We start from the raw sequence: 25,341 nt of genomic DNA, 5'->3' as shown, positions 1-25,341 counted from the left end.
AAGTAGATATGCAGAAGGCCCGGTGAGAGGGAGGGCGCCCCAGATCGCCTGCGCCGCCCAGGCGGTGCGACCATCGGAGGAGGGGTCTCGTTGATCTGGCATTGAGATGCCGATCTACGCCAGACGACGGCGCGCCGTGCGGGCGTCGTCGGAGAAGCTGACGCTGGTCTCGGCGCAATCCAGCCGCCATAGTTGCGGGACTATGAGACCCGGCCGAGCATTCGGGTCGCTGGCGACAGGGACCTCAGCAACATGCGGTTAAATCAGTATTCGGCCTTTGGCCTCTGCATCCTCGTTCTCATCGTCGGCGTGGCGTTGGCCCTGTATTATCCGTGGCTGTGGTTTGTGCCCGTGATCGCCGGCGCGCTGGTCCTGCTGGGCGTCGTCGACCTGATCCAGCCGCAACACTCGATCCGCCGCAACTATCCGGTCCTGGGCCACGTCCGCTGGTTGGCCGAGATGGTCCGACCGGAAATCCGGCAGTATCTGATTGAGGCCGATCAGGAGGCTGCGCCCTTTTCCCGCAACCAGCGCTCGCTGGTCTATGCCCGGGCCAAGAAGGAAGGTTCGGAACGATCGTTCGGCACCCAGATGGATGTCTATAGCGTCGGCTATGACTTCATGGGCCATTCGATCCGGCCCGCGCCCGTTGCGGACCCCGCCACCTTCCGCATCCTGATCGGCGGCGACCAGTGCGCCCAGCCCTACTTGGGCTCGGTTTTCAACATCTCGGCCATGAGCTTCGGTTCGCTCAGCGCCAACGCCATCCGCGCCCTGAACAAGGGCGCGGCCATGGGCGGGTTCGCCCATGACACGGGAGAGGGCGGCTATAGCCCCTATCACCGCGAAAACGGCGGCGACATCATCTGGGAGCTGGGCAGCGGCTATTTCGGCTGCCGCACGGAGACCGGGGCCTTCGACCCCGAAAGGTTCGCGGCCCAGGCGGCGAACCCCCAGATCAAGATGATCGAAATCAAGCTGAGCCAGGGCGCCAAGCCGGGCCACGGCGGGATCCTACCCGCTCAAAAGGTCAGCGCCGAGATCGCGGCCACGCGGGGCGTGCCCATGGGACGGGACTGTGTCTCTCCCGCAAGCCACAGCGCCTTCTCGACCCCGCTGCAGATGATGGAATTCATCGCCAAGTTGCGTGAACTGTCGGGCGGCAAGCCGGTGGGCTTCAAGCTGTGCATCGGCCAGCCGTGGGAGTTCATGGGCATCGTCAAGGCCATGCTGGCGACGGGCATCCGTCCCGACTTCATCGTCGTCGACGGCGGCGAGGGCGGCACCGGCGCGGCGCCCGTGGAGTTCACCGACCATCTGGGCACGCCGATGCGCGAGGGTCTGCTGTTCGTCCACAATACGCTCGTCGGCGCCGGCCTGCGCGACCAGATCCGCATCGGCGCGGCCGGCAAGATCACCAGCGCCTTCGACATCGCCAGCGTTCTGGCCATAGGCGCTGACTGGGCCAATGCCGCGCGCGGCTTCATGTTCGCCCTTGGCTGCGTCCAGTCTCTGAGTTGCGGCACCAACCGCTGCCCCACCGGGGTTGCGACCCAGGACCCCCTGCGCCAGCGCGCCCTCGTCGTGCCGGACAAGGCCGAGCGGGTGCACCAGTTCCACCGCACCACCCTGAAGGCCTTGTCGGAAATGCTGGCGGCGGCGGGCATCCGCCACCCCAGCGACCTGCGCCCCCACCATCTGGCGCGTCGCATCAGCCAGACCGAGATCAAGCTGTTTTCACAGCTTCACGTCTTCCTTCGCCCGGGCGAACTCCTGACTGGCGAAGAGGGCCGCAGCTTCTATTCCGAGAGCTGGCGCCTGGCCCGGGCCGACCGTTTCGATCTCGAAGAGCCCGCGACAGCGCGGGTCTAGCAGGGCGGCCCCACGGTTTGCCAATCTACGTTCTTGAACGCCGTCCCAACGGGTTGATTTTGGTCTTGGGCATCGGACCGAAACCGTCCTGGAATTTTTAATGACGTAAAAAGCGAAATTTGGCGCAACAAGAAAAGCGAAATTTAACGCAGCCAAAAAAGCGAAATATAAAACGACATTAAAAGCGAAATTTGATACAGCATGAAAAGCGAAAAATAGCGCGTAGCTTGATTCAGCGATCGAAGCGCACGTTTTGGACGAAGGACGCAGACCCCTTGGCCACGCCGCAGGAAAAGCTAGCTGACGCCCTGGAGGCGCTGCACGCGCTTCAGGAGCAGGGGCGAACCGTCATTCGCACGCAGGATCTCACGCGGGTTCAGCGCGAACGTCTCACCAGGCAGGGTTTCATCCGCCCGGTCATCAACGGCTGGTACATTCCGGCTCGTCCAGACGAGACTGTTGGAGAAACCACCGCCTGGTATGCCTCCTACTGGGATTTCGTCAGCGCCTATCTGGAAGACCGCTTTGGAGACGCCTGGTCGCTTTCCCCGGAACAATCCCTGCTGCTGCATGCAGAGCAGTGGAGGGTGCCTGAGCAGCTTCTGGTCCGGTCTCCACGTGGCCGCGGTCAGGTCACGCAGTTCATTCACGGCTCAAGCGTGTACGATCTCCGCTTGCCGGGGGCTCAGGACCGGGACCAGACGGTTCTGAGAAACCTGCGGGTCTACAAGGTGGAGGCGGCGCTCATCGCCGCTGGGCCCGGCGTCTACGCAACCCATCCGACGGAGATGAGGACCGTTCTGGCTGGCCAGCGCGATTTCTCCGCCGTGCTTGAGAGGCTGTTGAACGGGGGGCATTCCGTCATCGCCGGTCGCCTCGCGGGCGCGTGCCGAAATATCGGCCGTGATGGCGAAGCCGTCGAAATTCTCGAAACCATGCGCGCCGCCGGCTATGATGTCAGGGAGACCGATCCCTTTGCCGGACGATTGCCCGGCTTTGTCTATCGCCGTGACGAGCCGCCGGCTTCCCGACGGATCAGGTTGATGTGGCAAACCTTGCGGGACGACATACCCGCGCGTTTTCCGGCGCCTGCCCACCAAGCCGTCGCCCCCAGGGACTATCTCCAGGCGGTGGAGGACCTCTACGTCACCGACGCCTATCATTCGCTCTCGATCGAGGGCTACCGGGTCGATGCGGCCCTGATCGATCGGGTGCGGCGCGGAGACTGGAATCCCGAGTCAAATGATGAAGACCGTCGGCAACGCGACGCTCTGGCGGCAAGGGGCTACCATGACGCCTTCCAGGCGGTGAAAGCCAGCGTCGCGCGGGTGCTGGAGGGCCAGAACGCCGGGCGCATCGCCGATGAGGACCATAGAGGCTGGTATCGCCAACTCTTCGGTCCGAGCGTCACGGCCGGGCTTATTCCTGCCGGCGCGCTCGCCGGTTATCGCAACGGGCCGGTCTATATTCGCGGGTCGCGCCACACGCCGCTGAACCCTGATGCGGTGAGAGACGCCATGGGGACGCTATTCGAACTGCTCGATGAAGAGGCCGAGCCCAGCGTGCGCGTGGTGCTGGGTCATTTCATCTTCGTCTATATTCACCCCTATCTGGACGGGAACGGCCGGATGGGGCGGTTTCTGATGAATCTGATGTTCGCCTCGGGCGGCTATCCATGGACCGTCATCCCGGTTCAACGGCGTCAGGCCTATATGGCCGCGCTGGAACAGGCGAGCGTCGATCAGAACATTGGGCCCTTCGCCGACTTTCTTGCAGGTCTGATTGGAGAGACGCCGCCCGCCGCTCCGGCATGATAGGTTGCGGGTCGATCATTCCTGAAGGCGTCGGGTCAGGCTGCTCGTTGGGGGAGGGACTTGCGCGAGCGCGTCACATCTCGAAGTCTCAGCCAGGAGAGCTTGGTGCATTCAGAGGCTGCTTGGCCACTATCTCACCGACTAACACGCTCCATGCTGCCAGCGCTGATCGCTTCTCCACCATGAAATCATAGAGGGCGTAGGTCGACAGGGTGACGGCGGCGGCTCCGCCCTTTTCGCTCGTGTGATTGAGGATTCGACCGATGACGAAAGGTGAGATCCGCAGCCGTTCGCTCGCCATGCTGGTCGCCGCCGTGCGTCTCAGGTCATGCGGGGTCAGGGCGGGCAACGAAAGAGCGCTTCTCACATCGCGCAGGGCGCGGCTCAATGCGGCGGGCGTCAGGGATTTCTCACGGTCCCAGCGGGCAGGGAAGATAAACTGCGTGGGTTCGTTGACGAGGGTCATGGCCTCCCGAATGAGCGCCACGGCCCCCGGCGACAGCGGCACCAGCGTAGGTCGGCCGTTCTTGGTTCTCGATCCCGGTATGGTCCAGACCGCCTGTTCGAGGTCCACCTCCGCTCGGGTCATGCATGCGACCTCGTGGCGGCGTTGCAGGGTGAGCAGCAGCAGCTTGATCGCAATGCCGACCGGACGGCTGACGTAGACGCGCAGGTTCTTGCGACGTGCGCTTTTCGCGCACGTCAGCGCAGTGGGGTCATCCAAGGCTCGCCAGATCGCGCCGATCTCCGCATCGCGCAATACGCGTTCACGAGGGGACTCGTCACCCAGGGCCGGCACTCTTGCGACAGGGTTCGCGGTTACGGCTTCGGCCTCGAGGATCGCGTAGTTGAACATCTGACGGATCTGGGCGCGGACTCGATTGGAGCTCGTGTCCTGGCCCTTTGTGATCAGCGCGCGCAGGAGCGTCTTGATCGCGGCTGGAGTGACGTCCTCAAGGCGAAGCGACCCCAGGGCCGGCTCGATGTGCTTGGTCCAAAGCCATTTCTCGCCAGCGATCGTGGACGCCCGCTTGCGCTTTCCGCGCGGCTTCCACTCGCCGCGCTCGGTGGCCTCGAAATAGGCGAGGCTGAGGTCCCGAAATGTCTTGATGGTCTGGGAGCGGCGCTCGACCTTCTTGCGGCGCTTCTCTCCTGCGGGATCCACCCCATCCAAGGCCTGAAGGCGAGCTTGAGCGCAGCGTTTTCGGGCATCGGCGAGCGAAAGGTCGGGGTAGAGGCCCAGACTGAAGCGGCGCTCGTCGCCGTCTTCCGTCCGGTAGCGGATCGCCCAGGTTTTTCTCCCCGTCTCGCTGACTCTCAGCATGAGACCCGCGCCAAGTGGGTTTTCATCATAGATCTCAATGCGTGCCCTGGCCGGCGCGACGACCGAAGCGACGAACTTGTCTGTCAATCTGACTTTGGGCATCCGACGAGTATGCCAGATTTGTCTGTGTCCCAAAGCGGTTTGGGACACATATGGGACACAGAAAGCAGAAGCAGCCTGAACACCCCTGACGACATCTGAATTAGAAAAGATAATAAAAACAGTGAGTACTGGATTATCGTGAAATGGCCTGAAACCCAATGAAATCAATATTTCGTCTGACTTTTAATCAGAGGGTCCTCGGTTCGAGCCCGAGGGGGCGTACCATCTTCCCCTTTTAATTCAGAGACGACAGCGGTTCGTGGGGCGACGGCTTGGCTTATCCGGCTTTGCCGTGATCTAAGGCCGCCATGCGCAATACCCATGTCCTTCTGCCCGCTCTGTCTCTGTCCCTGGCGCTTGCCGGCTGCAACGCCGGCGCGTCCGCGCGCGGCGGCGCAGAACAGGTCAGCGCCGGTTTGGGCGACGCCGTCACGGCGCCTCTGGATGATCTGAACCTGCGTCGGCAACTGATCCCGACCGTCCTGCTGCAGGCGGAGAGCAATCCTTATGACCTGCGCAACCTGAACCACTGCCGCACCATCGCCGCCGAGATCGCGCGTCTGGACGAGGCCCTGGGGCCGGACACCGACGCGCCGCCGTCGCAGGACGGGTCCTACATGAGCGAGCGGGCGGCGGACGCGGCGGCGGGCGCGACGCTAGATGCGGTGCGCGGGGCCGTGACCGATTTCATCCCGGCACGCAGCTGGGTCCGTCGCCTGAGCGGCGCGGACGCCCACAGCAAGCATGTGCAATCGGCCATCCAGGCGGGGCTGCGCCGTCGATCTTTCCTCAAGGGCGTGGGGATGCAGCGCAACTGCGCCCCGCCGGCGGCCCCGGCGGGGTTCGTCCCGCGCCCGACCCGCAGTCGAACGGGCGGCTAGGCCTTCAGGTGCCGGGCGCGGAAGTCGCGCCGGAACTGCTCGAATCGGCCTTCGCTGATGGCGTCGCGCATGGCGGCGGTCAGGGCCTGGAAGAAGGCGATGTTGTGCCAGCTCAGCAGGATCTTGCCGAGAATCTCGTCGGCGCGGATCAGGTGGTGCAGGTAAGCCTTTGAATAGTCGTTGGAGGCGGGGCAGGGCACGCCCATGTCCAGCGGGTCCTGATCCTCGGCCAAGCGGGCGTTCTTGATGTTGATCGGCCCGTCCCAGGTCCAGGCCTGACCGTGACGACCGGCGCGGGTCGGCAGGACGCAGTCGAACATGTCGACGCCGCGCCAGACCCCCTCGACCAGGTCGATCGGCTTGCCCACGCCCATCAGATAGCGAGGGCGGTCTTTCGGCAGGAACTCGGGGGCGAAGTCCAGAACCTCGCACATGGCCTCATGGCCCTCGCCGACGGCCAGGCCGCCAATGGCGTAGCCGTCGAAGCCGATCTCTTGCAGACGCTCCGAGGATTCGCGGCGCAGGTTCTCATAGGTCGAGCCTTGCTGGATGCCGAACAGGGCCTGCGCATCGCGCGTGCCGAAGGCGTTCTTGGACCGCAGCGCCCAGCGGGCCGACAGCTCCATGCCCTGACGGGCGCGTTTTTCCTCGGCGGGCCAGGCAACGCATTCGTCCAGCTGCATGACGATGTCGGAGCCCAGGCGGTCGGCCTGGATCTGGATCGAGCGCTCCGGCGTCAGGACGTGTTTGGAGCCGTCGATGTGGCTGGAGAAGGTCACGGCCTCCTCGGTCAGCTTGGAAATGCCCGACAGGCTCATGACCTGAAAACCGCCGGAGTCCGTCAGGATCGGCTTGTCCCAGCGCATGAAGTTGTGAAGGCCGCCCAGGCGCTCCATCCGCTCCGGCCCGGGGCGCAGCATCAGGTGATAGGTGTTGCCCAGGATGATGTCCGCGCCGGTCTGCTTGACCTGATCCACCGTCATCGCCTTGACCGTGGCGGCGGTGCCGACCGGCATGAAGGCGGGGGTGCGGATGTCGCCGCGCGGGGTCTTCAGCACGCCGGTGCGGGCGCGACCTTCGGTGGCGGAAATTTCAAACGGGAAGGGCACTAAAAACTCCGGGGAGAGGCAGGCTAGAGCAGGCTTTCCAGCATTTCGGCGCGCTGCAGGTCCTTGGGGCGGCCGAACAGGCGGCAGGTCTCGATCTGCTCGTTGATCGAGGGGGTGAAGACGGTGAAGTCCTCCAGCACGATCGGCACGCGGGTCGAGAAGGTGACGGGCGTCCAGTCGCCGCCAGCCCGCACATCCATATTGGCCATGACGTCCAGCGGCACCGGCGTGGTCAGTATCTGGCCGAAGACCTGCGATCGGAACAGGCCCTCGCCGGGATCGGGCGTGACTTCGCCGTGCAGGGCCTCGATCAGGCGGCGGGCGTCGCGGGGGGTGCACAGGATGTCGATGTCAGGGGCACGCCAGTCGCGCAGGCCCCACAGGACCATGGCCGCGCCGCCGAAGATCCACCACGGGTCCTGAAGCTCGCTCGCCGCCGAGGCGAGGATGTCCAGGGATGCGGCGAAATCGTCGGGCAGGTCCTCGGTCATGCGTCCTTCCTGAACAGCAGGCTCCCGTCGCCATAAGAATAGAAGCGATAGCCGCTGTCGATGGCGTGGGCGTAGGCGGCGCGCATGGTCTCCAACCCGGCGAAGGCGCTGACCAGCATGAACAGGGTCGATTTCGGCAGGTGGAAGTTGGTCATCAGCACGTCGCAGGCGCGGAAGCGGTAGCCGGGCGTGATGAAGATGGCGGTGTCGCCGTGGAAGGGCTGGATCACGCCGTCCTCGGTCGTGGCGCTTTCCAGCAGACGAAGCGAGGTGGTGCCGACGCAGACGATGCGGCCGCCGGCGGCGCGGACGGCGTTCAGGGCGGCGGCGGTCTCGGGCGAGACCTCGCCCCACTCGGAGTGCATCTTGTGGTCGGCGGTGTCATCGGCCTTGACCGGCAGGAAGGTGCCGGCGCCGACGTGCAGGGTCACGGCGTGGGTGCTGACGCCGCGCGCCCGGATCGCCTCCAGCAGGGCCGGGGTGAAGTGCAGGCCGGCCGTGGGCGCGGCGACCGAGCCGTCATAGGTGGCGAAGACGGTTTGATAGTCCTTGAGGTCGCGGTCGTCCTCGGGCCGTTTGGCCGCGATATAGGGGGGCAGGGGCATGACCCCGACGTCGCGAATGGCGTCGTCCAGCGCCGGCCCGGCCAGGTCAAAGCGCAGGGTGATGAGGCCGTCTTCGTTCTTGGCCTCGATGACGGCGTCGAGGCGGCCCAGTTCGCAGGCGCCGTCAGACTGTCGCCCGAAGCGCACCCGGTCGCCGACCTTCAGCCGCTTGCCCGGCTTCATGAAGGCGGACCAGACGTCGGGGGCGTCGCGGTGATGCAGGGTGGCCTCGACCTCGACGGTCAGGGTTTCGCCCTCCGGCCCGACTCTCTGACGCACGCCCGACAGGCGCGCCGGGATCACCCGCGTGTCGTTGAACACCAGGGCGTCGCCGGGCTGCAGGAAGTCCGGCAGGTCGCGGATGATCCGGTCGTCTAGGGCGCCGTCCCTGACCACCAGCAGGCGCGCGGAATCGCGCGGCTCGGCGGGGCGCAGCGCGATGCAGTCATCGGGCAGGTCGAAGTCGAAATCTGAGGTCAGCATGAGGTGGGGCAAAGGCCATGCCCGCGCCGGTGGGTCAAGGGCGGGCTGCCGACGGCGGGTTTTCTGCTATCGTCGTTCGGCGTGAAGGCAGGGGAGAGCGCATGGCGCGCGTGAGGACCGGCGCCGCCCAGAGCGGCGGTTTCTATGTCGGCATGGCCCTGACCGGGCTGGCGGTGGTGCTGCTGGGTTTTTCGCGGACCTATGTGGCCCCGATGGCGCAAGGCGACTTCCAGGCAGCGGCGGTGGTTCACCTGCACGGCGCCCTGGCCTTTGGCTGGGTGCTGCTGTTCGTGCTGCAGCCCAGCCTGATCCGGGCCGAACGTTATGACATCCATGTGCGAACCGGCTTTCTAGGGCTGGCTCTGGCCGCTGCGACGGCCATCACGGCGGTTCCGGTCGCGCTTCTGGCGGTCGAGCGCGACCTGGTGTCGGGGGGCGGGCCGGGGGCGGTCTCCAACCTGCCGGGTGTACTGACCTCGATGGCGATCTTCCTCGGTCTGGTGATGGCGGGAGCCTGGGCGGCGTTTCGAGGGCGCGGTGCGGTTCACAAGCGGCTGATGCTGCTGGCCACCATCGTCGTGTTGTGGCCGGCCTGGTTCCGGCTGCGGCACTGGCTGCCCGGCGTGCCGGACCCGCAGTTCTGGCTGGGCGTGGTGGCGGCCGATTCCCTGATGGTCGCGGCCATGATGCGCGATCGTCTGGTCGAGGGGCGGGTGCATACGGTCTGGCTGTGGGTGGGCCTGCCGATCTTCGTCGAGCAGACGCTGGAGGCAGTGTTTTACGACGCGCCGCTCTGGCGGTCGGTCGCGAGCTTCCTGTACGAGGCCCTGTCAGGTCAGGCGGTTCCGGTCGCCTGACGCCCTGTCGTGCAAGGAGCACCCCATGACCGATCGCTATCTGGACGACCTGAGCGTCGGCGAAAGCTGGACGGGCGAGCCCTTCACCATGACGGAGGCCGAGATCATCGCCTTCGCGACCCAGTTCGACCCCCAGCCCATGCATGTGGACAAGGCGGCGGCCGAGGCGGGGCGGTTCGGCGGCCTGATCGCCAGCGGCTGGCACGTCTGCTCGCGCGTGATGCGTCAGTTCGTGGATGAGGCCTATTTCGGCCAGACGCCGCTGCTGGGCATGAACGTCGACGCCCTGTGGTGGGTGCGGCCGGTGCGGCCCGGCGACACCCTGACGGTCCGGCGCGAGATCATGGACATCCGCCCGTCGAAGAGCCAGCCCGACCGGGGCGTGGTGCGTACCAAGACATGGGTCACCAATCAGGACGGCGACCTGGCCATGAGCTTCGAGAACCAGATGCAGTTGCCGAGGAACGCCGAAGCAAGGCTCTGATCCGCCCCCTGCGGTTGACCGCGGGCGTTCAAGGCTGCAAAGCCCGTTCATGCTTCAGAACCTTGAAACCCTGTCCCGTGAGGCCCGTTCGTGGCCGTTTGAGCAAGCGCGCAATCTGCTGGCCCACGTGCTCAAGAAACGGCTGTCGGACGCGGAGCGCGATGCCGCGAAACTGCTGATCGACGCGGGCAAGGCGGACGAAGCTCTGGCCACCTTTGAGGCGCTGAACCGGCCGGTGATCCTGGAGACGGGTTACGGCCCGTCGGGCCTGCCGCACATGGGCACCTTCGGCGAGGTGGCGCGCACGACCATGGTGCGCAACGCCTTCCGCGCCCTGACCGGCGATCACTGGCGCACGCGCCTGATCGCCTTCTCGGACGACATGGACGGCCTGCGCAAGGTGCCGGAGGGCGTGCCGAATCCGGAGATGCTGCGCGAGGACCTGCACCTGCCGCTGACCAGGGTGCGCGACCCGTTCGGCACGCATGACAGCTTCGGCGCGCACAACAACGCCCGTTTGCGCGCCTTCCTCGACAGCTTCGGCTTCGACTACGAGTTCATGTCCTCGACCGAGACCTATCGGTCGGGCCGGTTCGACGCGACCCTGCTGACCCTGCTGGAGCGCTTCGACAAGGTCATGGGCATCATGCTGCCGACCCTGGGCGAGGAGCGCCGCGCCACCTATTCGCCCTTCCTGCCGGTTAGCCCGATCACCGGCCATGTGCTGCAGGTGCCGACGCTGGAGCGCAACGTCGAGCGCGGGACCATCGTCTTTGATGACCCGGCGGGCGGCCGCACCGAGGTCCCCGTCACCGGCGGCCATGTGAAGCTGCAGTGGAAGCCCGACTGGGCCATGCGCTGGACCGCGCTGGACGTCGACTACGAGATGTCGGGCAAGGACCTGATCGAGAGCGTGCGCGAGAGCGGCAAGATCTGTCGCGCCCTGGGCGGTACGCCGCCGGAAGGCTTCAACTACGAGCTCTTCCTCGACGTCGAGGGCAAGAAGATCTCCAAGTCCAAGGGCAACGGCCTGACGATGGAGGAGTGGCTGCGCTACGGCACGCCCGAGAGCCTGAGCTGGTACATGTTCCAGTCGCCGAAGTCGGCCAAGAGCCTGCACTTCAACGTCATTCCGCGCGCGACGGACGACTATCTGTCCTTCATCGAGCAGTTCAAGACGCAGGAACCGGCCAAGCAGATCGACAACGCCGTCTGGCACATCCACTCGGGCCAGCCGCCGCAGAGCGCCTCGCCGGTGTCCTTCGCCCTGCTGCTGAACCTGGTCGGCGTGGCCAACGCCTCCAGCAAGGACCAACTGTGGGCCTATTTCGCCAAATACCTGCCGGACGCCACGCCCGAGAACCAGCCGGTGCTGGACCGTCTGATGGGCTATGCGCTGAACTACTACGAGGACTTCGTGAAGCCCTCGAAGACCTATCGTCTGCCCGACGACAAGGAAAAGGCGGCGCTGCTGGACCTGGCGATGCGTCTGAAGGCCCTGCCGGCGGACACGACCGACGGCGAGATCATCCAGGGCGAGGTCTATGCGGTGGGCAAGGCGCACGAGTTCGAGCCGCTGCGGGCCTGGTTCCAGGCGCTCTACGAGGTGCTTCTGGGCGCGTCGCAGGGGCCGCGCTTCGGGTCGTTCGCGGCCATCTATGGTCTGCCCCAGACCATCGCCCTGATCGAAGCCGGGGCGAACGGCGAACTGGCCGGCGGCTGACGAATGAAGGCGGAAGCGGGCGCCATTTGCGAGCCGGGCATCCTCTAGAGGAAGGACTGCGGTGCATTACGAGATCGACGAGGAGGCGAAGATCCTCCAGTTCGACATGGCGTCCGTCCGCTCTGCGGACGAGGTTCTGGCGACGGTAATGAGTCTGATCGCGCAGAGGCCGGAGCTTTGCGCCTGGGACTGGATCGCTCTGGGCGATCCTCTGCCCGACGACGCCAGCCACGAGCATCTGGCCAAGCTGTCCGCCGCCTGGGGACCGCCGCCCGCTGTCGAAGCGGTGACGGCCTTCGTCACGCCCGACGCCTTCTTCCACCTGTGGGCCAAGGTGATGGATTTCCAGTTTGTCCGGCGCAAGCATCTGGTGGTGCGCGATGTCGCGGCGGCTCGCAGCCTGGTTGAACGTCGTCGCGCGGCTCGTCCGCAGCCTCGCTAAAGATGAACCGAATATAACGGCGCGACGGGGGGAGCCTTCAGCTTCGCCGGGGCATTGTCTCCTCACGACACTCGATGACAGGAGAGAGACATGTCGAAGTTCTTCAAGGCGGGTCTGGCCGCCACCGCTATGTTCGCCGCCCTGGGTTCGGCCGCCGTGCCGATGACCGCCAGCGCCATGCCGCAAGCCAACGGCGTCACCAACTGTGATGCACCCGGCGGCCGTCAGCGCGCCGGCGCCGCGATCGGCGCCGTCCTGGGCGGCCTGGCCGGCAGCCAGGTGTCCAAGAATGAGCGCGCCCTCGGCGCCGTGGTCGGCGCGGGCGCCGGCGCCGCCGCCGGTTCCTACATCGGCTGCAACCAGCAGCGCGCGCGTTCGGCCAACCAGGCCGCCGCCAACTCGTACCGCGCCACCTCGAACCTGCGCATCCGCACGGGTCCGGGCGCCAACTATCGCCAGACCGGCAGCCTGTCGGCCGGCCAGCCCTTCACCGCCGTGGGTTCGCAAGGCGAGTGGGTTCAGATCGCCGGCGGCGGCTGGGTGAACGCCCACTATGTCGCGCGCAACTAGGCGACTGACAGCTTGAGTGAGGAAGGGCCGTCCCCGGTGGGGCGGCTCTTTCTTTTTGGGTGCTACCGGCCTTCGGCCTACTTGAGCACATTCTTGGCGCGCTACCGGCCTTCGGCCTACTTGAGCACATTCTTGGTGCGCTACCGGCCGTCCGGCGTACATGAGCGCGGCTACTGGCTGACCCAGAGGATGCGGGCCATCCACAGGATGTCGCGGCGGGGCAGGGCGCGCGGCGGATAGGCGGAGTTGATCGAGGTCAGGGTCACTTCGCGCGCGTTCATGGCCGCGATCTCCTTGGCCAGGGTTTCGCCGTCGGCGGTCCGCACCGCCACCCGGTCGCCGCGCCGCACGTCCGACGCCTCCAGATCCACGATCACCCGATCGCCGGGGCGATAGAGGGGCGTCATGGAATCCCCGTCGATGGTCAGGCTGATCAGGCTGTCCTTGCGCGTCGGCAAGTCGGTCTGGTCCCAGCCCTCAGCCAGGGGCAGGCCGGCGTCGTCGAAGAAGCCGTCAGCCCCCGCCTTGGCCAGACCCAGCAGGGGGATGGAACGGTCCTCCGGCGGGGCGTCGTCTGCGAGGGCCGCGAAGGCGCCGAGAGAAATCCCCGTCGCCTCCAGCACTCGGGTCAGGCTTTCGGTCGAGGGCCAGCGGGGACGGGGCGGCTCGCCTGGCCCGAAGCGTTTGGAGGGGTTGAAGCTGGTGGCGTCCAGACCCGCGCGGCGGGCCAGCCCGGACGGCGACGTGCCTTCACGACGGGCCAGGGCGTCGAGAGCCTTCCAGAGCTTGGCGTGAGACAGGGGCATGGTCCCGAAAGCCTACACGGAAGGAGTAGGAATATCCACCTAGTCGGCGTCAGCGCCGATGGCGCGGCGCTCCTGCCAGGCCCAGAAGGTGCCGATGGCGATGGCCGCCATGATGCCATAGCCGGTCATGTTGACGACGGTGTAAAAGGCCGAGATCGGCGTGGGCAGTTTCAGCATCAGCATGATGTGGCTGGTTACGGTGAGCAGTTGCATGGCGCAGGCCCAGACCGGCCATGACCGCGGCGCTTTCCAGACCATGGCTATGAAGACCAGAAGAACCGCCACGTCGATGGCGAACATCGCCCATTGCACGCCTAGGCCAGCGTTGCTCTGAACCAGCAAGGAGGCGAACCAGGCGAAGAGGTAGGCGCCCGCACCGATACGCTCCGGCTCACCGCCCTTGAGCAGGGCGAACATGCCGACGATGACCATGAAGGCGGCGCCCACATAGGCCGCAATCGTCTCAAACATGAATCGCCCCCATCGTCATGCGACAATGGGGGCGAACATATCGCAAAATCACCGAGAACCGGAGGCCCGATCCTCTAGGTTACGTTTATTTCACGCGACGCGCAGGTGGTCGGCCTTGCGGATCATCGGGCGGTCATCCCACTCGTCTGGCTTGTTGACCGGGCCGGCGGCGTAGACGCCGTAGCCGAGACGACGGTGGTCCTTCTGCAGCTCGGCGTGGCAGGCGACGACGGCGTCACGGGCGGTGCTGAGCGCCATGATGGCTTCGACGGCCTTGGCCTGCGAACCGGCGCCGGACACCGGCGAGATCGACAGGGCGGCGCGCGCGCCGATCATGGCTTGAACCAGGGTGGTGGCGTGGGTGATGGCGTCATCCACCGCTTTTTCGGTGGCGTACAATTCGCCGGCGACGCCAGCGATCACTTCAGTGCGGTCCATGACTTTACCCCTCAATAAAGAAATACCGTCATTTCTTAACGCGTATTAAGGGTGTTTGATAGGGGTTTATTTACCAAAGGTTACGTTTCAACCTATGGTCGAGATTGCGAGTCCTCAGGTTGTGTCATCGTCAAGGTCAAGCAGGAAATGTGCGGTCAGGGCGGCGATGGGTTGGTCCCGCCCCTGCTGCCAGGCCTCGGCTGAAACATAGGCGACCCGGCGTCCGGCCTTGGTGATCCGAGCCTGGGCGAAAACGTCGCTGGGTCGCCCGGAGCGCAGATAGGCGACGGTGACGTTGATCGGGCGGGGCAGGCGCATGCGCGGATAGCTGAGCGAGACCTGGGCGACGGCGGTCATCTCCAGCAGGGCGGCGGTCGAACCCCCATGAAGGGCCGGCAACATGGGGTTGCCGATCAGGTGGTCTGCGAAGGGCATGACGACGGTCAGATCGTCGCCGTTCAACTGCGTCTTGAGGCCGAGGAATCGGGCGTAGGGCAGGTTGTCCAGCAGCGGGGCGGTCATGCGGCGTCTCCGGCGCCGGACTTGGCGCGCAGGTTGGCGCCGGCGCGGTGATCGCCCTCGGCGCTGATGACATAGGCGGACTGGGCGGCGGCGACGGGATCGGCGGGGTCATCCTCGAAGGCCCAGGCGCGAACGAAGCCGATGCTGCGCGTCAGCCGATAGCAACGCGCCTCGGCGATCAGGTCTCGACCCGGGATCGCGGCGCGCATGTAATCGACGCGCAGGTCCAGGGTGGCGATGGGCTGGTAGGTCTTCAGTCCGACCCAGACGGCCAGGCCGCCGACATGGTCCAGCAGGGTGGTGACCAGTCCACCCGCCAGGACGCCGGTCTCGGGATCGCCGACCAGGTCGTCGCGATAGGGAACCCTCAGGCGCACCCGGTCGCCCTCCAGGCCTTCATAGCGGAACCCCAGGGCGTGGGTGTGGGCCGCGCCTGAAGCGAGTTGCGGCAACAAGGTGGTCAGGAACTGATCCGTCATCGAGACGTCCTTTGGCTAAGGGCCGCCTGCGGTCGCTCAGATCACCGCAGCGCCCGCCTTTGGTGGCGCGCGTCGGGAGGGCTGTCCATAGACCTAAGCCGCCTCGGCGAACCGGGCGGGTTGAAGCGCTGAAGCTGACCTCGGGTCAGGCGGCGGGGCGTTTGCTGGCGACGGGGGCCGTTGATGCGGCGGCGGCCGGGGCGGCCAGGGCCGCGTTCATCGCCATGCGCAGCCGTTCCGGCTTGATCGGCTTTTCGACCACGGCGGCCATGCCGACAGCCAGATAATGCTTGGCGTCGTCGGGATCGGCGTTGGCGGTCAGGGCGACGATGGGGATGTTGCGGCTGTCGCCGGGCAGGGCCCGAATGGCCTGGGTCGCCTGCACCCCGTCCAGACGGGGCATCTTGATGTCCATCAGGATCAGGTCGAACGGGCGGGCCTGGACAGCGTCCAGGGCTTCCTGGCCGTCCTCGACGGTTTCCGAGGTGCAGCCGAACATCTCGCACAGGGCCTGGGCTACGACGCGGTTGGTGGCGTTGTCGTCAGCGATCAGGATATGCGGGCGCACCTGCAGATCCAACTCGTCGAGGCTGGAGACGTTCGACGGTTCTTCCTGCTGGATGATCGCGCGGGGCGCCGACAGGTCAAAGGCGAGGGTGGCGCCGCGACCGACGTTGTTCTCGGCCCAGATGCGGCCGTCCATCTGCTCCACGATATGGCGGCAGATGGATAGGCCCAGACCGCCGTCGTCGGGATTGCCGGCGTGATCGAAGATCTGGTGGATGCGGGCCGGATCGAGCCCGGCGCCGTCGTCGCGAACGCGAGCTTCGAGACGGACCTGATCGCCGACGACGATCGCCTTGAGGCTGGCTTCGACCATGCCATTGCGCGCGAACTTCAGGGTGTGGCCGATCAGGGTGTTGAACACCTGGCTCAGGCGCGGACCGTCGAGAACGCCGGCCAATTCGGTATCGCCCTCGTAGCCGACCATGAGGCTGACGCCGTCCTGGGCCGCGCGAGGCGCCCATAGGGCCTGCACCTCGTCCATCACGGCGCGAAGCGGGGTCGGGGAGGCCGTCAGAGTCAGTTGTCCGGCCTCGGCGCGGGCCAGGTCCAGCGCGTCCTGCAGGGTGCCGATCAGGGTGTCGGAAGAATCGATTATGGTCTGAACATGGGCCAGGGCGGCGTCGTTCAGCGGCTGACGCAGCAACAGTTCCGCCACGGCCAGGACGCCGTTCATCGGCGTGCGCAGCTCGCGGTTCATCAACTCCACGAACTGGCTCTTGGCGCGCGCCGTCGCCACGGCCTGAATCTTGGCGTCGCTCAGGGCGCGGATTTGATCCGCCTGATCCTGGTTCTGCTGGCGTTGAATGTCATTGACGGCGCGCAGCAGGGAGACGGCCGTGCCGACGCCGCGATAGGCGCCGTTGCGGGTGACGATGAAGCCGCGCATCAGGGCGCCGGGGCCGCTTTTCAGGATGATGTCGGAAAAGGCGTCGATGCGGACGCCGGCCTCGACCACGGCGGGCTCGCTGTCCATGACGTGGGTGACTTCGCGGGCGCCGTACAGGCTCAGGCCCAGAGGGCCGGCCAGTTTCATCAAAAAGTCGCTGCGTTCGATCAGGCCGAGCGGCCGCTCGCCGTCGACCACGGGGATGACCAGGGTGTCCGGCTCGCGCTCGAAACGCGCGAAGACCTCGCCCGCCATGGCGGCGGCGGACACCGGCTCTACGCGCTCGGTCAACACTTCGATCGTCGGCATACGGCCGGCACTCCAATATGGAGTTTTACATTTGCTGCTAACGCTTTGCGAAAGCGTTAAAGGCCCCCCGGGAAAATACGTAGGCCGCCGCTGCGGGGGCGCGGGTCCTTTGCCGCCGCCGCCTGTCTGGCGTATAAGGGCGAAAGATCCATCTTTTCCCCGTTTCTTCCTGGATGCGCGCGGCCGTCGGCCGACCGCAGGTTTGTCATGAGCGTCACGTCGCAAGTTTCTGAAACTACTGCCCTTGTCCTGTTTTCGGGCGGGCAGGACAGCGCCACCTGCCTGGCCTGGGCGCTGGAGCGGTATGAGCGGGTCGAGACCATCGGCTTCGACTATGGCCAACGTCACGCGGTCGAGATGCAGGCGCGTCAGAGCGTGCGCGCGCAGATGGTGAACGTCCTGCCGCAATGGGCCGACCGGCTGGGGCCGGATCACGTGGTGGACCTGACCGGTTTCGGGGCCATCGGCGAGACGGCCATGACCACGGATCGGGCCATCGAGGCCGATGCGCGCGGCCTGCCCAACACCTTCGTGCCGGGGCGCAACCTGATCTTTCTGGTGGCGGCGGCGGCGCTGGCTGACCGGCGGGGGCTGGAGGTCCTGGTCGGCGGCATGTGCGAGACTGACTTCTCGGGCTATCCCGACTGCCGCAACGACACGATCCAGGCCATGAGCCACGCCCTGACCCTGGGTCTGGCCAAGCCGTCGCCGATCGAGACACCGCTGATGTTCCTGACCAAGGCCGAGACCTGGGCCCTGGCCGAGCGGATCGGCGGGGCGGCTCTGGTTCAGGTGATCGTTGAGGCCAGCCACACCTGCTACCTGGGCGACCGGACGCATCGCCATGACTGGGGCTATGGCTGCGGAACCTGCCCGGCCTGCGAGCTGCGGGCGGCGGGCTACGGCGAATGGGCGGCGCGCGCGTGACCTATTCGGCCAAGGAAGTCTTTCTGACGGTGCAGGGCGAGGGCGGTCAGGCCGGGCGGCCCGCCGTCTTCCTGCGCTTCGCCGGCTGCAACCTGTGGAGCGGGCTGGAGCGGGATCGCGCCACCGCCGTTTGCACCTTCTGCGACACGGACTTCGTCGGCGTGAACGGCGACGGGGGCGGCAAGTTCAGGACCGCCGACGCGATGGCCGACCATGTCGCCGGCATGTGGCGGGGCCGCGCGGGCGATCCCAAGCTGGTGGTCTGCACCGGCGGCGAGCCGCTGATGCAGCTGGACGCGCCGCTGATCGAGGCCCTGCACGCGCGCGGGTTCGAGGTCGCCATCGAGTCCAACGGCACCCTGGCGGCGCCCGAAGGGATCGACTGGATCTGCATCAGCCCCAAGGCCGACGCCCCCGTGGTCCAGACCTCGGGCCAGGAACTGAAGCTGGTCTTCCCCCAGGCCCTGGCCATGCCCGAGCGGTTCGAGGGACTGGATTTCGAACGCTTCTGGTTGCAACCCATGGACGGCCCCGACCAGGCCGCCAACACCGCCGCCGCCATCGAATACTGCCTGACCCACCCGCAGTGGCGTCTAAGCGTCCAGACGCACAAGTATATCGGGGTGCGGTAGGGCGGGCAGCGGACGTCACGAACGTCGGCAACGGGCGGTTAGCGGAAGTTAGAGGCCGAGGATGCTGACCGGCGAGTCTTCACCTGGGCGTTCATCCAGCCACCGGGCCAACGCCCTGAACAACGCGTCTTTTGCTGTCGTCTCGGCGCTGTCACTGACAACGGATCGTAGGCTCTTAGCCAAGCGATCTCGGGCACCGACGCTCAGTTCAAACACGCCGTATCGATGCCCAATGGTCCAATCTGGCGCTACGGCGCGAAGATGAGGCTCAATGAGGTCGAAGGCTTCCTCCTTGATCGCGATGCCCGCACCGATTTCCCCCGGCCAACGCCCGTCGGCGAACTGAACGGCCTCACCCCCGGCAAGTCCGGTTGTAAGGGTGAAGTAATCGTCCTTCTGCACGCAGCGATCTCCATCAGATTAGGCATCATGGCTCGTTCCCTGATGTCCGCAATGGGTGGAAAGCAGACCTAAGCCGCCAGTATCGTCCCGTCCGTCAGATACGGCCCCACCGCGGCGATCGCCCGCGCGACGTATTCGGCCTTCTCGCCAACGGGGGCGACGTAGTGGATGGCCTCTTCGGCGTCCTGAACGGTGGCCATTCGCGCGATCATCCAGGCGGCGAGGTATTGGGAGGCGAGGCAGCCGCCCGCCGTGGCGACATTGCCGTGCGCCACAAAGGGGGCGTCCACGACATTGACGCCGGCCTCGATGACCCAGGGCTTGGTGGTCAGGTCGGTGCAGGCGGGCAGGTCGCCGATCAGGCCCAGCTTGGCCAGCAGCAGGGTGCCCGAGCACTGGGCGCCGATCAGCTGGCGCGACGGGTCCAGTTTCAGCTGTGACAGGAAGGCGGGGTCGGCGGCGTAGTCGCGGGTCCTGATCCCGCTGCCGATCAGGACGGCGTCGGCCTCGGCCAGAAACTCCAGCGGCTTTTGGCGCCGGATCGTCACCCCGGCCATGGAGGTGACTTCCGGCGTCGGGCAGGTGATGTGCGCCGCCCAGCCCTGGGCCTTCATGCGGTTAAGGATGCCCGCCGCGATGAAGCTGTCCAGCTCGTTGAAGCCGTCGAGGGTCAGGATGGCGATCTGCATGGCGGGCTCGTCAGGGGAGGGAGCCTCACCCTAGACTCGGTATGGCGCGGTCCGACAGGGCCGCTTGGCGCATGAGCGGCCTGACCACAGGCGAGGAGGCTGTCAGAGGCCTTCTCTCGAAACGGCGATCAGCAGAGGGACGAAGATATAGGCGACCTTGCCTTCGTTGGCGGCGGCGTCGTCGGGGTGCAGGCGCGAGCCGTTTCTGTTGAGGGCTTCGCTTCGTGCGCTTCTGACGTTCATGGCCTTTGGAAAGTGGTCGGCGTGGCATTGGCTGTAGGCGCCGTTCTGAATGATGCAGCTCAGTTCCAGAGAACGTCCGGGGCGACCCCCGACGTCGCCTTCGCGCGGAGGCCGTTGCAGCCGCAGGTCCGGCGCTGCCCTGGGTATGGCGTCCCGGTCGTCCTCAAGCGGGTATCCGCAGGCTGTCAGCACGCGATCGAGATTGGCCGACTGGGCTGGAAGATCGAACGCGGCGTTGATCGGTGCGCTGTCTCCGGGAGCGGATCGAAGCCGCAATCCGCCGCCCGCGCGCAGGAAGCGCGCATCGCGGGCAGGAAGGGTGCTGGTCAGGGAGCCGCCTTCATCGATGGTCCATGACTGGGTGTCGGTGGCGCCGCCTGAACGGGTGGCGGTGAGAAGGCGCGACGTTTCGGTGGTCGCTGGCAGGCCGGCCAACAGAACCCGGAGTTGGCCACTGGCGCACTGGGCGATGACGGCGTGGCCCGAGTCGTAGCGGACAGCGGCGACGGTCAGGCTGCGAGCGGCGTCCTCGGCGAATTCCCAGTCGTCATCGGCTTGAGCCGTCGCCGTTGTTGCTCCCCCAAGACCGAGGCCGGCGATCGCCAGCGCCGCAAGTCCGTGCCCTAATCCATGCATCGCCGATCCCCACTTCCGGCTGAGGATTTGGGGCGTGGCGTGTGAAGTCGTCAAGACTGCGAGAACGGCTTGAACAGGGCCCTAGCAGTCCTTGCCCTGGCGCTGGCGTTGTTCGCAGCGGCGCTGTTCGCGTTCGAACTCGCGCTGCTCGCGCTCGCGCTTGGCCTTGGTCTCTTCGTCCGAGGTGGTGACGGCGTCAAAGCCCGCGCCGACGACGGCCCCGGTCGCCTTGACCGTACCGCCGACGACCGCCGCGCCGGTTCCGACCACGGCGCCCACCAGACAGCCTTGCAGCATCAGCGAACCGCCGACGGCGGCCAGAAGGGCGGTCGCCCGCTTGAAGGACTTGGTCATGAGAATCTCCCGAAGCGCCTACTTTGCGTGACGGAAGTGAACAGAGGCTGACGGCGGGATCGTGGCCGCCGCCGGGTCCCGGAGGGCGGCGGGCGCCGCCTTCCGGGAGGGCAGGGATTACAAGCTGTCGACCATGACCAGTTCGGCGTCCTCGCTGGCCGTGATGGTGATGGTCGGTTCGTCGACGATGCCGGCGCCGTCACGGGCGTTCAGCGTCACGCCGTTGACGTCCACCCGGCCCACGGCGGGCACCAGATAGGCGCGGCGGCCGGCGGCCAGGTCATAGGTCAGGCTTTCGCCCGCCTTCAGCGTCGCGGCCAGGATCTTGGCGTCGGCGTTGATCGACAGGGCCTCGTCCGCCGGATCGCCCGAGGCGACGACGGTGAAGCGGCCCGAGCGGTCGCTCTTGGGAAACTCCCGCTGGCCCCAGGATGGCTGGGCGCCCGGCTTGTCCGTCTCGATCCAGATCTGGAACAGGGTGGTCGTCTCGTTCTCGAGGTTGAACTCGGAGTGGCGCACGCCCGTGCCGGCGCTCATCACCTGAACGTCGCCTGCGCCCGTGCGGCCCTTGTTGCCTATCGAGTCCTCGTGGGTGATGGCGCCGGTGCGGACATAGGTGATGATCTCCATGTCGGCGTGGGGGTGGGGCGGGAAGCCCGAGCGAGCGCCGATCTCGTCGTCGTTCCAGACGCGCAGACGGCCCCAGCCCATGCGCTTGGGATCATAATAGTTGGCGAACGAGAAGTGGTGCTTGGCGTTCAGCCAGCCGTGGTTGGCGCCGCCGAGGGTGCTGAAAGGTCTGACGTCGATCATGGTTCGGTCTCCCATCCGAGGAATGCTTGAGACCTAGATAGGATCGCCAAATCCTATTTGCAACTGTCTTTGTTTCAAATTGGTCTCAGCCCACCTGCGCTCGATGGCGCAGCATGGCGTCGGCCAGGACGATGGCGGCCATGGCCTCGACCACCGGGACGCCGCGCAGGGCGACGCAGGGGTCGTGGCGGCCCTTGGTGCGCAGGTCGACCTCGGCGCCGTCGCGGTTGATGGTCTGGCGCAGGGTCAGGATGGAGGAGGTGGGCTTGAACGCCACGCGGGCCGTCAGCGGTTGGCCGGTGGAGATGCCGCCCAGAACCCCGCCCGCCTTGTTGGACAGGAAGACCGGCAGGCCGTCGTCGCCCAGACGCATTTCGTCGGCGTTGTCCTCGCCCGACAGCTCGGCGGCACCGAAGCCCGCGCCGATCTCGACGCCCTTGACCGCGTTGATCGATATCAGGCCCGAGGCCAGTTCGGCGTCCAGCTTGGCGTAGAGGGGCGCGCCCCAGCCGGCGGGTACGCCCGTGACCTCCAGCGCCACGACGGCGCCGATGGAGGAGCCGGCCTTGCGCACGCTGTCCAGATAGGCCTCCCACGCCGGGACGACCTCGGCCGAGGCGGCGAACAGGGCGTTGTCGTAGACGGCGTCGAAGTCGATGGCCTCGTCAGCAATGCGATGCGGGCCCAACTGGACCACGCCCGCCCGGATGCGGATGGTCTCACCCAGCACCTTGCGCGCCACGGCGCCCGCCGCCACGCGACTGGCGGTTTCGCGGGCGGACGACCGCCCGCCGCCACGATGGTCGCGCACGCCGTACTTGGCCTGATAGGCATAGTCGGCGTGGCCGGGGCGGAAGGCGCGGGCGATCTCGCCATAGTCCTTGGAGCGCTGGTCGGTGTTCTCGATCATCAGGCTGATCGGGGTTCCGGTCGTGACCGGGCCGTTGCCGTCGTCAAAGACGCCGGACAGGATGCGGACCTGATCGGCCTCCTGCCGCTGGGTGACGAAGCGGCTGCCGCCCGGCTTGCGCAGGTCCAGCAGGGGCTGGATGTCGGCCTCGGTCAGGGGGATCAGCGGCGGGCAGCCGTCGACGACGCAGCCGATGGCCGGGCCGTGGCTTTCGCCCCAGGTGGTGACGCGGAACAGGTGACCGAAGGTGTTGTGCGACATGGCCTACCGCTTAAGCCGCGATGCGCTCCGGCGTCCAGACCCGCGTGAAGCGAAGCAGCAGGTCTTCGGCCGCGGAAGGCAGGTCGGCCGAGGCCTCCAGCTTGACGAACAGGTCGCCGGCGGGGCGCTGACCGCGCGCGGGCAGGCCCAGGCCTCTAAGGCGCAGGCGCACCGGCTCGACCATGTCGGGGACCAGCCAGGACGAGCGCGGACCGGCATGGGTCTGGATCTCGATGCGTCCGCCGTCGTCCATCATCCGCTGCGGCACGGCCCAGGTCATGAACAGGTCGCCGCCCAGAACGGACAGGCCGTCGGCGGGGCGGATCAGGACGGGCAGCAGCAGGTCGCTCGCGCCAGCACCGCCGCGCTTCAGCCGGATCCTGTCGCCGGTGCGCACGCCGGGCGGGGCGTGGACCAGCAGGGTGCGGGCGCCCAGCGTCACGCGGATGCAGCCGCCGCTGATGGCCTGCATGGGCGTCAGGCTCAGAAGCGGGGCGGGGGCGGGCGGCTGGACGAAAGGCCTGGCGTATGCGGGGGCGGGCAGGGCCAGGGTCTGGGCTTGCAGCAGGCGATAGGCGGCGATGACGCGGCGGAAGGTCTCGGCGTCGCCGCCGGGGGCGTCGGGGCGAGCCGCCTTGACCGCCGCGCGGAAGGCGGTGGCCAGGCCGTCGGCGCCGACCGGACCGGTCAGGCCCAGAAGGGATCGGGCGGTATCAAGGGTGAGAGCATCCGCGCACATGGACGCCAGCCTCGGGTCAATATGGTCAAGACCGGGTTAACCTTGTCGATTGAAACGAGAATTTCAGTTTACAGTGAAGCTTGGTGTCGCACCCTAGTCTACAGCTGATGACGTAGGGGAAATGCGGGTGTAGAGAATCGCCCATGACCCAGCCACTGATCCCGCCCAGCCCGTCTGTTCAGGACTACGCCGCGCAACTGGCGGCCAATGCGGACGAGACCATGTTCGAGCAAGTCGAACCCTATGGCCTGTTCGCAGAGTGGCTGGAGGCGGCCAAGGCGGGGGAGCCGAACGACGCCAACGCCATGACCCTGGCGACCCTGGACGCCGAGGGCGTGCCGGACGCGCGGATCGTCCTGCTGAAGGATGTGGATGCGCGCGGCTTCACCTTCTTCTCCAATCAGGAAAGCGCCAAGGGCGAGCAACTGTGGGCCCATCCGTCGGCGGCCCTGGTCTTCCACTGGAAGAGCCTGCGTCGCCAGGTGCGGGTGCGTGGAGTTGTCGAGCAGGTCAGCGCGGCCGAGGCCGACGCCTATTTCGCCAGTCGGGCGCGCGAGAGCCGCATCGGCGCCTGGGCCTCGGATCAGTCGCGCCCGCTGGATAGCCGGGGGACGCTGGAAGCGCGCGTGGCCGAGAAGACGGCCGGCTTTGACGGGCAGGAGGTGCCGCGCCCGGATCGCTGGACCGGATGGCGGGTCGTGCCGCAACAAATCGAGTTCTGGCGCGATCGGGCTTTCCGACTGCATGATCGGCTGCGTTTTGAACGCGAAGGCGATGGCTGGAAGTCTACGCGCCTGTGGCCCTAGTTCGACGTCAGGCGGCGTAGCGGGCCAGGAAGGTCTCGACCGCGTCTTCAGCGATGGCGCGCGGGGGGCGCTCGGCGATGACGTCGTCGCCGGTCACTAGCGGCACGAAGAAGACCGGGTGCTCGATCATGCCCATCAATTGTCCGGCGGCCCAGGAGGGCTTGTCCACCTTCATCTGGCCTGCGGCGGTCATGTCGGTCAGCATCCCGATCAGGATGGCCCCGAAATCGCTGCGTCCGCGTTCGAAGAAACGCATGGCGATGGCCTCGAAGCGCGGCCGCTCGGCCAGGACCAATCGAAACACCGATCGGACGAAGCTGTTGCTCATGAATTCGGCATAGCCGCCGATGAACTCGTTCAGGCGTTCACGCGGGGTGCCGGAGGTGGTGTGCACCGCCGCCATATGGCGGGCGAAGTCCTCGGAGGCATTGTCGATCACCGCCTCAAACAGAACCGCCTTGCTGTCGAAGAAGGCATAGAGGGTGGCGGTCGAAACCCCAGCCTCGCGGGCGATCGGCTCCATGCGCGTTCCGGCGTAGCCCTCGGTTATGAAGTGCAATCGCGCCTGTCGCACGATCGCGGCGCGGCGAGGATCGTCGAAATCTTGGACCAAGGCGGTCATCGGCACATACCCGGAAAACGTATGGCTAACGTGCCTTTAAAATGCCTTGATTGCAACAAGTAGCCGCGTTCT

Annotated in this window: 29 protein-coding genes; 11 read left to right on the top strand and 18 right to left on the bottom strand. The window is 66.5% G+C overall.

Going from position 1 to position 25,341, the window contains the following annotated elements; all coding sequences use genetic code 11:
• Window positions 1–252 precede the first annotated feature (252 nt).
• Window positions 253–1,872, top strand: a complete 1,620-nt coding sequence (locus RTY13_RS13515; RefSeq protein ID WP_292082407.1) for an FMN-binding glutamate synthase family protein — start codon at window positions 253–255, stop codon at window positions 1,870–1,872.
• Between the two features lie 275 nt (window positions 1,873–2,147).
• Window positions 2,148–3,686, top strand: coding sequence for a Fic family protein (locus RTY13_RS13510; RefSeq protein WP_114818132.1), 1,539 nt, complete (start codon window positions 2,148–2,150; stop codon window positions 3,684–3,686).
• 88 nt (window positions 3,687–3,774) lie between these two features.
• Here the strand turns inward: RTY13_RS13510 and RTY13_RS13505 are convergent, their stop codons facing one another.
• A complete protein-coding gene (locus RTY13_RS13505) occupies window positions 3,775–5,097 on the bottom strand; it encodes an integrase arm-type DNA-binding domain-containing protein (protein ID WP_312784142.1) in 1,323 nt (440 codons plus the stop codon).
• Window positions 5,098–5,420: 323 nt separating this feature from the next.
• On the opposite strand from RTY13_RS13505, the gene RTY13_RS13500 reads away from it, so the two are divergent.
• Entirely contained in the window at window positions 5,421–5,993 is a 573-nt protein-coding gene (locus RTY13_RS13500; protein ID WP_312784140.1) for a hypothetical protein, read from the top strand.
• Here the strand turns inward: RTY13_RS13500 and tgt are convergent.
• From tgt to queA, 3 genes are read right to left on the bottom strand one after another with little or no spacing between them, the layout of a single operon-like run.
• Window positions 5,990–7,102, bottom strand: coding sequence for a tRNA guanosine(34) transglycosylase Tgt (gene tgt, locus RTY13_RS13495; RefSeq protein WP_312784138.1), 1,113 nt, complete (start codon window positions 7,100–7,102; stop codon window positions 5,990–5,992). The two genes, RTY13_RS13500 and tgt, sit on opposite strands and share 4 nt — an antisense overlap.
• A 23-nt stretch (window positions 7,103–7,125) precedes the next feature.
• Window positions 7,126–7,593, bottom strand: a complete 468-nt coding sequence (locus RTY13_RS13490; RefSeq protein WP_312784136.1) for a hypothetical protein — start codon at window positions 7,591–7,593, stop codon at window positions 7,126–7,128.
• The gene (queA, locus tag RTY13_RS13485; protein ID WP_312784135.1) at window positions 7,590–8,681 is read right to left on the bottom strand and encodes a tRNA preQ1(34) S-adenosylmethionine ribosyltransferase-isomerase QueA; all 1,092 of its coding nucleotides are present in this window, start codon (window positions 8,679–8,681) and stop codon (window positions 7,590–7,592) included. The genes RTY13_RS13490 and queA overlap by 4 nt, the downstream gene beginning before the upstream one ends.
• A gap of 101 nt (window positions 8,682–8,782) precedes the next feature.
• Between queA and RTY13_RS13480 the strand changes: the two genes are divergently transcribed.
• From RTY13_RS13480 to RTY13_RS13460, 5 genes are all read left to right on the top strand, one after another.
• Window positions 8,783–9,538: a hypothetical protein gene (locus tag RTY13_RS13480; protein WP_312784133.1), complete on the top strand. Its 756-nt coding sequence runs from the start codon at window positions 8,783–8,785 to the stop codon at window positions 9,536–9,538.
• A 25-nt stretch (window positions 9,539–9,563) separates the two neighbouring features.
• Window positions 9,564–10,022, top strand: a complete 459-nt coding sequence (locus RTY13_RS13475) for a MaoC family dehydratase (RefSeq protein WP_312784131.1) — start codon at window positions 9,564–9,566, stop codon at window positions 10,020–10,022.
• 49 nt (window positions 10,023–10,071) lie between these two features.
• On the top strand, window positions 10,072–11,745 hold the full coding sequence (locus RTY13_RS13470; RefSeq protein ID WP_312784129.1) for a lysine--tRNA ligase: 1,674 nt from the start codon (window positions 10,072–10,074) through the stop codon (window positions 11,743–11,745).
• Window positions 11,746–11,806: 61 nt separating this feature from the next.
• Complete coding sequence (locus RTY13_RS13465; RefSeq protein WP_312784127.1) at window positions 11,807–12,187, top strand: hypothetical protein; 381 nt, start codon at window positions 11,807–11,809, stop codon at window positions 12,185–12,187.
• Between the two features lie 90 nt (window positions 12,188–12,277).
• On the top strand, window positions 12,278–12,757 hold the full coding sequence (locus tag RTY13_RS13460) for an SH3 domain-containing protein (RefSeq protein ID WP_312784126.1): 480 nt from the start codon (window positions 12,278–12,280) through the stop codon (window positions 12,755–12,757).
• A 170-nt stretch (window positions 12,758–12,927) separates the two neighbouring features.
• On the opposite strand, the gene RTY13_RS13455 is transcribed toward RTY13_RS13460, so the two are convergent.
• The 6 genes from RTY13_RS13455 to RTY13_RS13430 form a co-directional block, all read right to left on the bottom strand.
• Window positions 12,928–13,563 carry a helix-turn-helix transcriptional regulator gene (locus RTY13_RS13455; protein ID WP_312784125.1) on the bottom strand — a complete coding sequence of 212 codons (636 nt, stop codon included), beginning with the start codon at window positions 13,561–13,563 and terminating at the stop codon, window positions 12,928–12,930.
• A gap of 39 nt (window positions 13,564–13,602) precedes the next feature.
• On the bottom strand, window positions 13,603–14,034 hold the full coding sequence (locus RTY13_RS13450; protein ID WP_312784124.1) for a hypothetical protein: 432 nt from the start codon (window positions 14,032–14,034) through the stop codon (window positions 13,603–13,605).
• Window positions 14,035–14,124: 90 nt separating this feature from the next.
• On the bottom strand, window positions 14,125–14,472 hold the full coding sequence (locus RTY13_RS13445) for a hypothetical protein (RefSeq protein WP_312784123.1): 348 nt from the start codon (window positions 14,470–14,472) through the stop codon (window positions 14,125–14,127).
• 114 nt (window positions 14,473–14,586) lie between these two features.
• Complete coding sequence (locus RTY13_RS13440; RefSeq protein WP_312784122.1) at window positions 14,587–14,994, bottom strand: PaaI family thioesterase; 408 nt, start codon at window positions 14,992–14,994, stop codon at window positions 14,587–14,589.
• Complete coding sequence (locus RTY13_RS13435; protein WP_312784120.1) at window positions 14,991–15,473, bottom strand: PaaI family thioesterase; 483 nt, start codon at window positions 15,471–15,473, stop codon at window positions 14,991–14,993. Before RTY13_RS13435 ends, RTY13_RS13440 begins: the two co-directional genes overlap by 4 nt.
• Window positions 15,474–15,618: 145 nt before the next feature.
• Complete coding sequence (locus tag RTY13_RS13430) at window positions 15,619–17,235, bottom strand: response regulator (RefSeq protein ID WP_312784118.1); 1,617 nt, start codon at window positions 17,233–17,235, stop codon at window positions 15,619–15,621.
• Window positions 17,236–17,442: 207 nt separating this feature from the next.
• Here RTY13_RS13430 and queC point away from each other — a divergent pair, with 207 nt between their 5' ends.
• Both queC and queE read left to right on the top strand, forming a co-directional pair.
• On the top strand, window positions 17,443–18,162 hold the full coding sequence (gene queC, locus RTY13_RS13425; RefSeq protein WP_312784116.1) for a 7-cyano-7-deazaguanine synthase QueC: 720 nt from the start codon (window positions 17,443–17,445) through the stop codon (window positions 18,160–18,162).
• Window positions 18,159–18,794, top strand: a complete 636-nt coding sequence (queE, locus tag RTY13_RS13420) for a 7-carboxy-7-deazaguanine synthase (protein WP_312784164.1) — start codon at window positions 18,159–18,161, stop codon at window positions 18,792–18,794. Before queC ends, queE begins: the two co-directional genes overlap by 4 nt.
• A 48-nt stretch (window positions 18,795–18,842) precedes the next feature.
• On the opposite strand, the gene RTY13_RS13415 is transcribed toward queE, so the two are convergent.
• From RTY13_RS13415 to RTY13_RS13385, 7 genes are all read right to left on the bottom strand, one after another.
• Complete coding sequence (locus RTY13_RS13415; RefSeq protein ID WP_312784114.1) at window positions 18,843–19,196, bottom strand: hypothetical protein; 354 nt, start codon at window positions 19,194–19,196, stop codon at window positions 18,843–18,845.
• Window positions 19,197–19,264: 68 nt separating this feature from the next.
• Window positions 19,265–19,885 (bottom strand): DJ-1/PfpI family protein, encoded by a 621-nt coding sequence (locus tag RTY13_RS13410; protein ID WP_312784112.1) that lies wholly within the window; start codon window positions 19,883–19,885, stop codon window positions 19,265–19,267.
• Between the two features lie 102 nt (window positions 19,886–19,987).
• Window positions 19,988–20,764, bottom strand: coding sequence for a hypothetical protein (locus RTY13_RS13405; RefSeq protein ID WP_312784110.1), 777 nt, complete (start codon window positions 20,762–20,764; stop codon window positions 19,988–19,990).
• 81 nt (window positions 20,765–20,845) lie between these two features.
• Entirely contained in the window at window positions 20,846–21,118 is a 273-nt protein-coding gene (locus RTY13_RS13400) for a hypothetical protein (RefSeq protein WP_312784108.1), read from the bottom strand.
• A 117-nt stretch (window positions 21,119–21,235) separates the two neighbouring features.
• A complete protein-coding gene (locus RTY13_RS13395; RefSeq protein WP_312784106.1) occupies window positions 21,236–21,931 on the bottom strand; it encodes a pirin family protein in 696 nt (231 codons plus the stop codon).
• A gap of 85 nt (window positions 21,932–22,016) precedes the next feature.
• A complete protein-coding gene (gene aroC / locus RTY13_RS13390) occupies window positions 22,017–23,102 on the bottom strand; it encodes a chorismate synthase (protein WP_312784104.1) in 1,086 nt (361 codons plus the stop codon).
• A gap of 10 nt (window positions 23,103–23,112) precedes the next feature.
• Window positions 23,113–23,841 carry a DnaJ C-terminal domain-containing protein gene (locus RTY13_RS13385; RefSeq protein WP_312784102.1) on the bottom strand — a complete coding sequence of 243 codons (729 nt, stop codon included), beginning with the start codon at window positions 23,839–23,841 and terminating at the stop codon, window positions 23,113–23,115.
• 143 nt (window positions 23,842–23,984) lie between these two features.
• On the opposite strand from RTY13_RS13385, the gene pdxH reads away from it, so the two are divergent.
• The gene (pdxH, locus tag RTY13_RS13380) at window positions 23,985–24,647 is read left to right on the top strand and encodes a pyridoxamine 5'-phosphate oxidase (RefSeq protein ID WP_312784100.1); all 663 of its coding nucleotides are present in this window, start codon (window positions 23,985–23,987) and stop codon (window positions 24,645–24,647) included.
• 7 nt (window positions 24,648–24,654) lie between these two features.
• Here the strand turns inward: pdxH and RTY13_RS13375 are convergent, their stop codons facing one another.
• On the bottom strand, window positions 24,655–25,269 hold the full coding sequence (locus tag RTY13_RS13375) for a TetR/AcrR family transcriptional regulator (RefSeq protein WP_312784098.1): 615 nt from the start codon (window positions 25,267–25,269) through the stop codon (window positions 24,655–24,657).
• Window positions 25,270–25,341 lie beyond the last annotated feature (72 nt).

Source organism: Brevundimonas sp. (assembly GCF_032055285.1).
Lineage (GTDB): Bacteria > Pseudomonadota > Alphaproteobacteria > Caulobacterales > Caulobacteraceae > Brevundimonas.
The sequence above is the reverse complement of the archived record's forward strand: the minus strand, read 5'-3'. Positions and strand labels throughout refer to the sequence as shown.